At 74.7% G+C, this 14,220-nt stretch carries 2 protein-coding genes; both read left to right on the top strand.

The window, feature by feature from the left end; genetic code table 11:
- Nucleotides 1–167: 167 nt before the first annotated feature.
- Nucleotides 168–8,918 (top strand): type I polyketide synthase, encoded by an 8,751-nt coding sequence (locus ACIBF7_RS19795; protein ID WP_397197765.1) that lies wholly within the window; start codon nucleotides 168–170, stop codon nucleotides 8,916–8,918.
- Entirely contained in the window at nucleotides 8,908–14,220 is a 5,313-nt protein-coding gene (locus ACIBF7_RS19790) for an SDR family NAD(P)-dependent oxidoreductase (protein ID WP_397197764.1), read from the top strand. The genes ACIBF7_RS19795 and ACIBF7_RS19790 overlap by 11 nt, the downstream gene beginning before the upstream one ends.

Below are 14,220 nucleotides of genomic sequence, written 5' to 3'. Positions count from 1 at the left end.
GGCAACAATGTGCCAGCAGCGGGCCATGGGCCGGACGAGAAGTCGCCCCGTAAAGTCGCAATAACTAAGCGAAAGCCCGCGACCGGATCAATTGACGGGCGGTTCCGCACAGTCGTTCCTGATAAAGCGGCGGCGTCGAGAAGCCAGAGGCTTGGGGTGGCGAATTGATGGGTGACGAGTCGATTCGGCCGGTGGTCACCGGCGGTCCGGACGCGATCGCCGTCGTCGGCATGGCCTGCCGCCTGCCCGGAGCCGCCGATCCCGGGGCGTTCTGGAAGCTGCTCCGCGAAGGCGTGGACGCGGTCACCGAGGCGCCGGAGGACCGGTGGCCGGAGGCGACGGAGTACCGCCGCGGCGGCTTCCTCCAGGACGTCCACGGCTTCGACGCGGCGTTCTTCGGCATCTCCCCGAACGAGGCCGCGGCGATGGACCCGCACCAGCGGCTGGTGCTCGAACTCGCCTGGGAGTCCCTGGAAAGCTCCCGCACCGCCCCCGGCGGGCTGCGCGGCAGCGCGGCCGGGGTGTTCCTGGGCGCCATCTCGAACGACCACGCCGCGTTGCTGGCGCGGGCCGGCGCCCAGCCGGGCAGGCATGCCTACACCGGGGCGAACCGCGCCATGATCGCCAACCGGGTCTCCTACTTCCTCGGCCTGCGCGGCCCCAGCCTCACCCTCGACGCGGGGCAGTCGTCCTCGCTGGTCGCGGTGCACCTGGCGTGCGAGAGCCTGCGCCGCGGCGAGACCGCGCTCGCCCTGGCCGGCGGCGTCAACCTCAACCTGAGCGGCGAGACCACCGACGCCATCGGCAGCTTCGGCGCGCTGTCGCCGGACGGCCGCTGCCACGTCTTCGACAGCCGCGCCAACGGGTACGTGCGCGGCGAGGGCGGGGCCGTGGTCGTGCTGAAGCGGCTGGCCGACGCGCTGGCCGAAGGCGACACCGTACACGCCGTGATCCTCGGCGGGGCCGTCAACAACGACGGCGGCGGCGAGGGGCTGACCGTGCCCAGCCGGCGGGCGCAGGAGGAGGCCATCAGGCTGGCCTGCGCGCACGCCGGCGTGGCGCCGGGCGACGTGGGCTACGTCGAGCTGCACGGCACCGGCACCAGGGTGGGCGACCCGGTGGAGGCCGCGGCTCTCGGGGCGGCGTACGGGTCGGCCCGGCAGGACGGCGACCCGCTGCCCGTCGGCTCGGTCAAGACCAACATCGGCCACCTGGAGGGCGCGGCGGGCATCGCCGGGCTGCTCAAGGTGGTGCTCGCCATCAAGCACCGCGAGCTGCCCGCCAGCCTGCACTTCGCGTCGCCGCCGCCGGAGATCCCGCTGACGGATCTGCGCCTGCGCGTGGTACGCGAGACCGTCCCCTGGGCCGCGGGCGGGCGGCTGGTGGCGGGCGTCAGCTCCTTCGGCATGGGCGGCACCAACTGCCACCTCCTGCTCGCCGAACCACCCCCGGGCTCCCCCGAACCGGAGGACCTCGCCCGGACCAGCCCCGAAGATCTTGACCTGCGGCGGTCCGGGGACTCCCATGCCCCCGGAGCCCGCGCGGGCGGGGACGCCGGGTGGCCGTGGGTGGTCTCCGCGCGGTCACCGGAGGCGTTGCGTGCGGCGGCGGGCCGGCTCGCGGAGGTCGCGGCGGAGCCCGGCGCCGAGCCGGACGGGATCGCGGCCGGCCTGCTGAGGAGCCGCACGGCCTTCGAGCACCGCGCGGTGGTGCTGGGCGCGGACCGGGAGGCCAGGCTGTCCGGGCTGCGGGCGCTGGCCGGCGGCCTGCCGCACGACGACGTCGTGCTCGGCGCGGCGACGGGCGGGCGGCGCGTCTTCGTCTTCCCCGGCCAGGGGTCGCAGTGGCCTGGCATGGCCCGCGAACTGCTGGCCGCGTCGCCGGTGTTCGCCGCCCGCGTCGCCGAGTGCGCGGACGCGCTGGCGCCGCACACGGACTTCTCCCTGGTCGACGTGCTCGGCGAGCGGCCCGGCGCCCCCGGACTCGACCGGGTGGACGTGGTCCAGCCCGCGCTGTGGGCCGTCATGGTCGCGCTCGCCGAGGTGTGGCGCTCCCACGGCGTCGAGCCGGACCTGGTCGTCGGCCACTCCCAGGGCGAGATCGCCGCCGCCACCGTCATCGGCGCGCTCAGCCTGCCCGACGCGGCGCGGGTCGTGGCGCTGCGCAGCCGCGCCATCGCCGGCATCGCGGGCCGGGGCGGCATGCTGTCGGTCGCGGCGCCCCTCGACGTGGTCGAGCGGGCGATCGGCCCGCTGGCCGTATCCGTGGCGGCGGTCAACGGGCCGCGCGCGGTGGTCGTCGCCGGGCCGCGCGAGCTGCTCGACGAGCTGGCCGGGCGGCTCACCGACCACCGCACCAAGGCCATCCCGGTCGACTACGCCTCCCACACCGCCGAGGTGGAGCAGGTACGCGACGAGGTGCTGGCCGCGCTGGCCCCGATCCGCCCGGTGAGCGCCGCGACGGCGTTCGTCTCCACGCTCACCGGCGAGCCGATGGACACCTCGGGGCTCGACGCCGGCTACTGGTACCGCAGCCTGCGCAACCCGGTCCGGTTCGCCCAGGCCGTGCGGGTGGCGATCGGGGAACGCTGCGACCTCTTCGTGGAGTGCAGCCCGCACCCGGTCCTCGCCACGGCGGTGGAGGAGACGGCGGAGGATGCCGGGGGCGAGGCCGTGGTGATCGGCACGCTGCGCCGCGGCGAGGGCGGGGCCGGCCGCGTGCTGCGCTCGCTCGCCCGGGCGTACGCTGCGGGCGCCCCGGTCGAGTGGCCCGCCGTGCGCGAGACGCCGCGCTCCTGCCTCGCGGACCTTCCCACGTACCCCTTCCAGCGCCGGTCGTACGGGCCCGCCACCCCGGACGCTCACCGACCGTCACACCTCCCCGGCGATCGCGTGCCCGGCCGAGAGCCGGACGTGGTGCGCGATGGCGACGGCGGGACGCCGGACGCGGTGTCGCGCGAGGAGCGGGAGGTGCGGTCCGCGCGGAGTTCGGCTGAGGTGCGGGAGCTGGTTCTGGAGACCGCTGCCCGGCTGCTCGGCCATGATGACGCGGCCGCGCTGGAGCCTGCCCGGACGTTCAAGGACCTGGGCTTCGAGTCGGCGACCTCGCTCGAACTGCGCGACCGGCTGCGCGCCGCGACCGGGTTGAAGCTCCCGACCGGGCTGCTGTTCGACCATCCGACGCCCGCCCGCCTCGCCGACCACCTGTACGCCCTGCTCACCGCCTCGGCGCCGGACACGCCCGTCGTACGGCCGCGGCCGAGGCAGGCGGAAGCCGACGACCCGATCGCGGTGATCGGGATGGGCTGCCGCTACCCCGGCGGGGTGGCCTCGCCGGAGGACCTGTGGCGGCTCGCCGGCACCGGCCAGGACGCGATCGGCGAGTTCCCCGCCAACCGTGGCTGGGACCTGGACGCGCTCTTCGCCACCGGCCCCGACCGCTCGGGCACCAGCGACACCAGGTACGGCGGATTCCTGTACGACGCCGACCGGTTCGACGCGTCCTTCTTCGGCATCAGCCCGCGCGAGGCGGCGGCCATGGACCCACAGCAGCGGCTGCTGCTGGAGATCTGCTGGGAGAGCATCGAGCGGGCCGGGATCGACCCCGCCGACCTCCGCGGCTCGGCCACCGCCGTGTTCATGGGCGCGATGGCCCCCGAGTACGGCCCCCGCCTGCACCGGACCGCCGGCCTCGCCGACGGCCACCTGCTGACCGGCACCGCGCTCAGCGTCGTCTCCGGCCGCATCGCCTACACCTTCGGCCTGGAGGGCCCGGCCCTCACCACCGACACCGCCTGCTCGTCCTCGCTGGTCTCGGTCGTCCTGGCCGTGCAGGCGCTGCGGCGGGGTGAGTGCGCGATGGCGCTGGCGGGCGGCGCGACCGTGATGTCCAGCCCCGGGATGTTCGTGGAGTTCAGCAGGCAGGGCGGGCTGGCCGCCGACGGGCGCTGCAAGGCGTTCTCGGCCGCGGCCGACGGCACCGGATGGGCCGAGGGCGCGGGCGTGCTCCTGCTGGAGCGCCTCTCCGACGCGCGCCGCCTGGGCCACCCGGTCCGCGCCCTGATCCGCGGCGGCGCCGTGAACCAGGACGGCGCCTCCAACGGGTTGACCGCGCCGAGTGGCCCGGCCCAGGAACGGGTGATCCGTCAGGCGCTGGCCGACGCGATGCTCGACGCCCGCGATGTCGATGTGGTGGAGGCGCACGGCACCGGCACGACGTTGGGCGACCCGATCGAGGCGCAGGCGTTGCTGGCCACGTACGGGCGTGGACGTCCGGCCGAGCGGCCGGTGTGGCTGGGCTCGCTGAAGTCGAACATCGGTCACACCCAGGCTGCCGCCGGGGTGGCCGGTGTGATCAAGATGGTGAAAGCGCTGGAGCACCGTACGCTCCCGCCGACCTTGCACGCTGACGAGCCGACACCGCACGTGGACTGGGAGTCCGGCGGCGTGCGGCTGCTGACCGAAGCGGTGGAGGTGCCGGGCGAGCGTCCGTTGCGGGCCGGGGTCTCCTCGTTCGGTGTCAGCGGTACGAACGCGCACGTGATCCTGGAGGGCGCGCCGGCTCCGTCATCTGGCGGTCCGCTGGTACGGGTGCCGGAAGTCGGTGACGGTCCGCCGGAGCCCGTGTCGGCGGCCGGTGACGGTCCGCTGGCGCAGGCGTTCGCGGCCGGTGACGGTCCGCTGGTGTGGCCGGTGTCGGCGAGGTCGGCGGAGTCGTTGCGGGCGCAGGCTGCGCGGTTGCTCGCGTACGGGGAAGGCGTCGCTGATCGGGACCTGGCCGGTGCGGGGCGGGCGCTGGCCCGGCGCGCGAGCTTCGAGCACCGAGCCGTGATCGTGGCGGGGGACCGGCGGGAGTTGCTGGCGGGGCTGGCCGCGCTGGCGGAAGGCGGGTCCGACGCCGCGGTGGTGAGCGGGGTGGCGGCGCCCGGGGTCCGGCCGGTGTTCGTGTTCCCTGGTCAGGGCTCGCAGTGGGCGGGCATGGCCGTGGACCTCCTGGATGACGACGAGACGTTCCGGGCCGCCCTGCTCCGCTGCGAGGAGGCGCTGCGCCCGCACATCGGCTGGTCGGTCGAGGACGTGCTGCGTGGTTCTCCCGGCGCGCCCGCGCTGGAGGGATCGGACGTGATCCAGCCGGTGCTGTTCGCGGTCATGGTCTCCCTGGCGGAGGTCTGGCGCTCGCTCGGCGTGCGGCCGTCCGCGGTGCTCGGCCACTCCCAGGGTGAGATCACCGCCGCGTGCGTGGCGGGCGCGCTCTCGCTGGAGGACGCCGCCAAGATCGTGGCCCTGCGCAGCCGGGCGCTGACGAGGCTGGGCGATCGTGGCGGCATGCTCGCCGTACCCGTCGACGCGGAGCGGGCCGCCCGGATGCTGGAGCCGTGGACCGGCAGGCTCTGGCTCGCCATCCACAGCGGACCGGACAGTTCGGTGGTGGCGGGCGACGCCGACGCGCTGGAGGAGTTCACCGCCGCCCACGGCGACACCGTACGGATCCGCCGGGTCGCGATCGGCTACGCCGCCCACACCCCGCACATCGACGCCTTGCGCGACGAACTGCTGGAGACGCTCGGCGGCGTCCATCCACGCCCGGCCGAGGTCGCGTTCTGCTCGTCGCTGGAAGGCGGCACGATCGACACGGACAGGCTGACCGCCGACTACTGGTTCACCAGCCTGCGGCGACCGGTGCTGTTCCGCCAGGCGGTGGAGTCGCTCGCCGGCTCGGGCACCCCCGTGTTCGTGGAGTGCAGCCCGCACCCGGTGCTCACCGGGCACGTCGAGGACACGCTCGCGGACGCGTCCGGCGGCGCCACAGGAACGCTGAGGCGCGGCGACGGTGGCGCGGCCCGCCTGTTCAAGTCCGCCGCCCAGGCCTGGGTGCTCGGCGTGGACGTGGACTGGCCCGCGGCGCTCGGCCCGGCGACGAGCCACGACGACGGGCTCCCGACCTACCCCTTCGAGGCCGCGAGGCACTGGCTGGACGCGGAGCCGGTCGCCGCCGGCGGCGGGCTGGCCCCGTCCCGGCACCCGCTGCTCGGAGCCGGTGTCCCGCTCGCCGCCGAGGACGGGTTCCTGCTGGCCGGGCAGCTGTCCCTGGCCACCGCGCCGTGGCTCGGCGACCACGCCGTGGAGGGTGCGGTGCTGCTGCCCGGCACCGCCTTCGTCGAGCTCGCACTGGAGGCCGCGGCCAAGGTCGGATGCGACGAGGTCGAGGACCTGACGCTGGAGGCCCCGCTGTTCCTGCCGGAGACGGGAGCCGTACAACTGCAGCTCGCGGTCGGCGGGCCGGACGAGCAGGGCCGCCGCACCGTCACCGTCCACGGCCGCACGGGCGGCGACGCCGAGGAGGGCTGGATCCGGCACGCGACCGGCCTGCTCGGCGCGGGCACCGCCCCGGCCGCCGGTCCTCTGGGCGGCACCGCCGAGGCCGCCGGTCCGCTCGCCGGCACGGCCCAGGCTGCCGGTCCGCTCGCCGGCACGGCCCAGGCTGCCGGTCGGCTCTCCGGCACCGCCCCGGCCGCGCCGATCTCGTGGCCGCCGCGGGCCGAGCCCGTGGACCTGGACGACCTGTACGGCAGGCTCGCCGAGCGCGGTTACGAGTACGGCCCCGCGTTCCAGGGGCTGCGGGCCGCCTGGCGCGCGGGCGATCACGCCTATGCCGAGGTGACCCTGCCCGAGCCGGTGAGCGGCGAGGCCGGGCGCTTCACGCTGCACCCCGCGCTGCTGGACGCCGCGCTGCACCTGGTGGTGCTGGAGTCGGCGGACGATTCCGGCCTGTTGCTGCCGTTCTCCTGGAACGGGGTCCGGGTGGTCGCGACCGGCGCGCGGACGCTGCGGGTGCGGATCGACGGGTCGGGCGACGACCGCGTCTCGCTGACGATCTTCGACGGCGCCGGGCAGTGGATCGGCGGCGTGGACACGCTGGTCCTGCGCCGGATGCCCAGGAACGCCGCCCCCGTCAGCTCCACCGGCTCCGCGGCGCACGTCGTCGAGTGGGTCGAGCCGGTCGTCGCCGGGGTGTCCGAGCTGCGCTGGGCGCTGGCCGGTTCCGACGAGCTGACCGACGAGATCGGCGCCGAGCTGGCGGCGGCCGGGATCGAGCCGCCCCGCTACTACGACCTCGCGTCACTGGCCGAGATGAGCGCGGCCGGCGTCCCCGACCTGGTCCTGGCCCCCTGCCAGGCCGACCCCGGCGACCTGCCGTACTCCGCGCACGACGCGGTGGGCCAGGCACTCGACCTCGTCCAGGGCTGGCTCGGCGACGAGCGGTTCGCCGGGTCGCGGCTGGTCTGCCTCACCCGGGGTGATGACCCGGCGAGCGCGGCGGTGCGAGGGCTGGTGCGGGCGGCCCAGAGCGAGCAGCCGGGCCGGTTCGTGCTGGCCGACGTGCCCGAGAAGTTCTCCGCCTGGGGGCTGCTGGCCGCCGCCGTGGCCGCGGGCGAGACCGAGATCGCTGGCCGCGACGACACCGTCCTCGTCCCCCGCCTGGTGCGCCGCCCGGCAGCCACCGCTCCCGCCGTCTCCGAGCCCGCTGAGGTGGCTGGTGCGGTGCTGGTGACCGGGGGGACCGGAGGGCTTGGTGCTCTGGTGGCGCGTCGGCTGGTGGCGCGGCACGGGGTGCGGGACCTGGTTCTCCTGTCGCGGCGTGGGCTTGAGGCTTCGGGCGCGGCCGGGCTGGTGGCGGAGCTGGAGGAGGCCGGCGCCCGGGTGCGGGTGGCCGCCTGTGACGTGTCCGATCACGCGCAGCTGGCGGACGTGGTGACGTCGGCTGGTCCGCTGGCCGGTGTGGTGCATGTCGCCGGGGTGCTGGACGACGGCCTGGTGGAGGGGTTGACTCCGGAGCGGGTGGCCGGGGTGCTGGGGCCGAAGGCGGACGCCGCCTGGTTCCTGCACGAACTGACCGGGTCCTCCGAGCCGGGCTTCTTCGTGCTGTTCTCGTCGCTGGCCGGGGTGGTCGGCAACGCGGGCCAGGGCAATTACGCGGCGGCGAACGCGTTCCTGGACGGGCTGGCGGTCGCCAGGCGTGCGGCGGGGCTGCCGGCGGTGTCGGTGGCGTGGGGGCTCTGGGATGTCGAGTCCGGCATGAGCGGCGCCATGGGCGAGGCCGATCGGGCGCGGCTGGCCCGCGCGGGGATCGCCCCGCTGCCGGTGGAGGAAGGGCTGGCGTTGTTCGACGCGGTCCTGGCCGGTGACGTCGATCCGGTGGTGGTGGCGGCCCGCTGGGACATGGCGGGACTGAGGGCACGCGCGGAGAGCGAGGAGCTGCCGAGTGTGCTGCGCGGCCTGGTCCGCATGCCCCGACGGGCGGCGGCCGGGGCCGAGGCCCAGCCCTCGGCGGGACCGGCCGAGCTGACCGAGCGTCTCGCCGCGCTGGGTGAGGCCGGCGCGCTGACCCACCTCACCGAGCTGGTCCGCTCGCACGTCGCCGCCGTCCTCGCGTACGGCGGCGCGGACTCGATCGACGTGGACCGGGCCTTCAACGAGCTCGGCTTCGACTCCCTGACCGCCGTCGAACTCCGCAACCGCCTCACCACGGGCACCGGGCTGCGGCTGCCGTCCACGCTGGTCTTCGACCACCCCACGGTCCGCTCGCTCGCCGAGTACCTGTTCCGCACGCTGGCCCCCGAGACGCCCTCCGCCGAGGACGCCCTGCGGACGGCGGTGGACCAGGCCGAATCCGTGATGCTCGCCGCCAACGGCGAGGCGGACGCCGTACGCGACCGGCTCGTCGCCATTCTGCAGAGCGCTCTCACCAGGATCGGCGCGACCCCGGCGGACACGCTGGCCGCCGCGCCCACCAGGTCCAACGGCGCCGCGGAGGAGATCGTGTCCGCCTCCGACGAGGAGATCTTCGCCTTGATCGACAACCGAACGATGACATCTCCTCTGAGATCGCCACAGGAAGGGCTGGACCATGGCGAATGAGGACAAGCTTCGCGCCTATCTGAAGAAGGTCACCGTCGAGCTGGCGGAGACGCGTCAGCGGCTGGCTGAGGATCAGGGGCGCAGGCATGAGCCGGTGGCGATCGTGGGGATGGCGTGTCGTTTTCCGGGTGGGGTGGGTGGTCCGGAGGAGTTGTGGGATCTGGTGGCGTCTGGGGGGGATGCGATCGGGGAGTTTCCGGTGGATCGGGGGTGGGATCTGGAGGGGTTGTTCGATCCGGATCCGGAGGTGGTGGGGAAGTCGTATACGCGTCATGGGGGGTTCGTGTATGACGCGGGTGAGTTCGATGCGGCGTTCTTCGGGATGAGTCCGCGTAGTGCGTTGGCGACGGATCCGCAGCATCGGTTGTTCCTGGAGTCGTGCTGGGAGGCGTTGGAGCGGGCGGGGATCGATCCGGTGACGCTGCGGGGCAGCCGTACCGGCGTCTACGCCGGCAACATGTTCAACGACTACTCCTCCCGCTACGTGCACGGCGCGGTTCCTCCGGCACTGGAGGGGGTGCTGCTGTCGGCGAGCACGCCCAGCGTGCTGTCCGGGCGGGTCTCCTACACCCTCGGGCTCGAAGGCCCCTCGCTCACCGTCGACACCGCCTGCTCCTCCTCCCTGGTCACCCTGCACCTGGCCGTGCGGGCCCTGCGGGCGGAGGAGTGCACGCTGGCCCTCGCGGGCGGCGTCACCCTGCTGGCCTCACCTGACGCCTTCGTGGAGTTCTCGCGCCAGCGCGCGCTGGCTCCCGACGGCCGCTGCAAGCCGTTCTCCTCCACTGCCGATGGTGCGGCGTGGGCGGAGGGTGTCGGGGTGCTGGTGCTGGAGCGGTTGTCGGAGGCGCGGCGCAACGGCCGGCGGATCCTGGCGGTGGTGCGGGGTTCGGCGGTGAACCAGGACGGCGCCTCCAACGGGATGACGGCGCCGAGCGGCCCGGCCCAGGAGCGGGTGATCCGTCAGGCGCTGGCCGACGCGTTGCTGGACACGCGGGACATCGACGTCGTGGAGGCGCACGGCACCGGCACGACGTTGGGCGACCCGATCGAGGCTCAGGCGTTGCTGGCCACGTACGGGCGTGGTCGTCCGGCTGAGCGGCCGGTGTGGCTGGGCTCGCTGAAGTCGAACATCGGTCACACCCAGGCGGCTGCCGGGGTGGCCGGTGTGATCAAGATGGTGCAGGCCATGCGGCACGGGACGCTGCCCCGTACCCTCCACGTCGAGGAGCCGACGCCGCACGCCGACTGGTCCGCGGGCGGCGTACGGCTGCTCACCGAGGCCCGCGAGTGGCCGCGCGGCGAGCACCCCCGCCGGGCGGGCGTCTCCTCCTTCGGCATCAGCGGCACCAACGCGCACGCCATCATCGAGGAGTACGTCCCCGAGGCCGCGCCCCTGCCCGAAGCCCGCCCCGAGCGCGTCTTCACCGGCCCGCTAGCCTGGGCCGTCAGCGGCCACACCGCCCAGGGCGTGCGCGCGCAGGCCGAGCGGCTGCACCGCCACGTCACGGCGCAGGACCGCCCCGACCCCGCCGACGTGGCACACTCCCTGGTCACCACCCGGACCGCGCACCCGCACCGCGCGGTCGTGCTCGGCCGCGACCACGAGACCCTGGTCGCCCATCTCGGCGACCACTTGCACGGGCGGCCCGTGGCCGAGGTGGTCACCGGCGTGGCGGCCGAGCACACCCGCACGGCCTTCCTGTTCACCGGGCAGGGCGGGCAGCGGCCCGGCATGGGCCGGGAGCTGGCCGCCGCCTCGCCGGTGTTCGCCGCGGCCCTGGACGAGGCGTGCGCCGCCCTCGACCCCCACCTGGACCGGCCGCTGCGCGAGGTCATGTGGGCCGGGCCAGGCACCCCGGAAGCCGCCCTGCTCGACGAGACCCTCTACACCCAGCCGGCCCTGTTCGCCTTCGAGGTCGCCGCCTTCCGGCTGCTGGAGTCACTCGGGCTCGCCCCCGCGTACGTCGCCGGGCACTCCGTCGGCGAGTTCGCCGCCGCCCACGTCGCCGGGATCTGGTCGCTGCCGGACGCCGCCCGCCTGATCGCCGCCCGCGCCCGGCTGATGCACGGGCTGCGCGAGCCCGGCGCCATGATCGCGATCGCCGCCACGCCGGACGAGGTCCGGCTCACCCTGGCCGGGCTCGACGACAAGGCCGGCATCGCCGCCGTCAACGGGCCGGACAGCGTGGTGATCTCCGGCGACGAGGAGACGTGTCTCGCGGTCGCCGCCCACTGGCGCGAGCGCGGCCGGCGCATCCGGCGGCTGACCGTCAGCCACGCCTTCCACTCCCCGCTGATGGAACCGATGGTCGGCGGGTTCGCCGCCGAGCTGGACACGGTGACGTTCGGCAAGCCCCGGATCGCGTCCGTGACCGGCCTCCTCGACACCCCGTGGACCAGCCCCGAATACTGGCTGAGCCAGATCAGGCAGCCCGTCATGTTCCACCCGATGATCGCCCGGCTGGAGGAGCAGGGGGTCAACCTCTTCCTGGAGGTCGGGCCGCAGGCCGTGCTCGCCGGCATGGCGCACGACTGCGTCACCGGCGAGGACGCCTCGATCCTCGCCCTGCACCGCCGCGACCGCGCCGAGCCCGACGCGCTGGCCGCGTGTCTGGCCGGCGCCTGGGCCGCCGGAGCGTCCGTCGACTGGCCCGCGCTGCTCCCCGGCGGGAACCGGGTCGACCTGCCGACCTACGCCTTCGAGCGCGAGCGTTACTGGCTCGGCCCGCCCGCCCGCGCCGCGAACCTGTCCGCCGTCGGCCTGCGCGAGGTCGCCCACCCCCTGCTGGGAGCCGAGCTCGACCTCGCCGGGGACGGGCCGGTCGTGCTCACCGGCAGCCTGTCGATCAACGGCGCGCCCTGGCTCGCCGACCACGCGGTGGCGGGCGCCGTGGTGCTGCCCGGCACCGCGCTGGCCGACCTGGTCCTGGAAGCCGCCACGAGGACCGGGTCCGATCTGGTCGAGGAGCTGATGTTCGAGGCTCCGCTGGTGCTGCCGCGGCACGGCCCGATCACGGTCCAGGTCGTCGTGGACCCTCCTGACTCCTCGGGCGCCCGGCCGGTGCGCGTCCACTCGCGGCCGGTCGACGACCCCGAGACCGGCTGGACCCGGCACGCGTCCGGCTCGCTGGCCGAGGGTGCCGTGGGTTCGGGTGTGGGCGAGTGGGCCGGGGTGTGGCCGCCGGTGGACGCGGTGGTGGTGGAGGTCGAGGGGGGTTATGAGCGGCTGGGGGAGCGGGGTTACGAGTACGGTGCGGCGTTCCAGGGGTTGCGGGCGTTGTGGCGTCGTGGTGAGGAGTTGTTCGCGGAGGTGGTGGCGCCGGAGGGCGTGGACGTGACCGGCTTCGGCATCCACCCCGCCCTGTTCGACGCCGTGTTCCACCCGCTGCTCGTCGCCGACCCCGCCGACGAGCTGCGCCTGCCCTTCGAGCTGCGCGGCCTGCGGCTGTACGAGGCGGGGGCGGGCACGCTGCGGGTCCGCCTGACCAGGACCGGTCCTGACGGGTGCGCCATCGAGGCGGCCGGTCCCTCGGGGCGTCCGGTGTTCTCGCTGGACTCTCTGCGAGCCCGCCCGGTGCCGGCCGAGTCGCTCGCCACGGCCGGTCTGCCGCTGTACGGGGTGGAGTGGGCCGAGGTGGCTCCCGCCGCGCCGGGCTCGGTGGAGCCGGAGGTGGTGTGGTGTGTGAGCGGGTCGGCGGACGTTCCGGTGGCGGTGCGTGAGCTGACCTCGCGTGTGCTTGCGGCGGTGAAGCAGGCCGGGGCGTCGCCGGTCGTGTTCGCGACGCGGCCGGGGGATGTGGCCGGTGCGGCGGTGTGGGGGCTGGTGCGGTCGGCGCAGAGTGAGCAGCCGGGCCGGTTCGTGCTGGCGGAGGTGCCGGAAGGGTTCTCCGGCTGGGACGCGGTGCTGGCTTCGGGCGAGCCCCAGGTACGGGTGATCGACGGGCAGATCCTGGCCCCTCGCCTGACCCGCCGCCCCACGACCACTCCTTCCGCCACCTCCAGGTCTGGTGCGGTGCTGGTGACCGGTGGGACCGGGGGACTTGGTGCTCTGGTGGCGCTGCGGCTGGTGGAGCTGCACGGGGTGCGGGATCTGGTGCTGGTGTCTCGGCGTGGACCTCGGGCCGAGGGCGCGGCGGAACTGGTGGCCAAGCTGGAAGAAGCCGGTGCCCGGGTGCGGGTGATGGCCTGCGACGTGTCCGACCGCGCGCAACTCATGGACGTGGTGACGTCGGCCGGTTCGCTGGCTGGCGTGGTGCATGTCGCCGGGGTGCTGGACGACGGGCTGGTGGAGGGGCTGACCCCCGAGCGGATCAGCGGGGTGCTGGGGCCGAAGGCGGACGCCGCCTGGTTCCTGCACGAGCTGACCCGGGATCTGGGGTTCTTCGTGCTGTTCTCCTCGCTGGCCGGAGTGCTGGGCAACGCGGGCCAGGGCAATTACGCGGCGGCGAACGCGTTCCTGGACGGGCTGGCGGTTGCCCGGCGTGCGGCCGGGCTGCCGGCGGTCTCCGTGGCCTGGGGGCTCTGGGACGTGGAGTCCGGGATGACGGGTGTTCTGGCGGAGGCGGACAAGGCGCGGCTGGCCCGCGCGGGGATCGCGCCGCTCGCGGTGGAGGAAGGGCTGGCGTTGTTCGACGCGGCCCTGGCCGGCGATGTCGATCCGGTGGTGGTGGCGGCCCGCTGGGACATGGCGGGGCTGCGGGCACGGGCGGAGAACGACACGCTGCCGGGAATGCTGCGCGGCCTCGTCCGCGTGCCACGCCGCGCCGCCGGACGGGCCGAGGGCGCGGGGTCGCTGGTGTCCCGGCTGTCGGAGCTGAACCGGGACGAGGCGCTGCGCCTGCTCACCGACACCGTACGCGACCACGTCGCGGCCGTGCTCGCCCACGGCAGCGCGGACAAGGTCGGCATCGACCGGGCCTTCAACCAGCTCGGCTTCGACTCACTGACCGCCGTCGAACTCCGCAACCGGCTCAACACCGACACCGGGCTGCGGCTGCCCGCGACCCTCGTCTTCGACCACCCGACCGTGCGGGTGCTGGCGCAGCACCTGTTCGACGCGCTGGCTCCCACGCAGCCGTCGCCCGAGGACATGCTGCGCGGCGCCCTGGAGCACGTGGGGTCGATGCTCACCACCGCCAAGGACGACAGCGAGATCATCCGCGGCAAGCTCGTCGCCGTGCTGAAGAGCGGCCTGGCCCGCTTCGGCACCGAACCGGACGGCGGCCGCCCCGACACGGTGGTGGACAAGATCGACGACGCCTCTGATGAGGAGATCTTCGCCCTCATCGACAACGACCTGTGA

It is taken from the genome of Nonomuraea sp. NPDC050478, assembly GCF_044458265.1.
Classification (GTDB): domain Bacteria; phylum Actinomycetota; class Actinomycetes; order Streptosporangiales; family Streptosporangiaceae; genus Nonomuraea; species Nonomuraea ferruginea.
Note: the sequence above shows the minus strand (reverse complement) of the source record. Positions and strands in the feature narration are given on the sequence as shown.

Coding starts and splice junctions, on each gene's coding strand:
- ACIBF7_RS19795 (WP_397197765.1), top strand. CDS start 168: ATGGGTGACGAGTCGATTCGGCCGGTGGTCACCGGCGGTCCGGACGCG.
- ACIBF7_RS19790 (WP_397197764.1), top strand. CDS start 8,908: ATGGCGAATGAGGACAAGCTTCGCGCCTATCTGAAGAAGGTCACCGTC.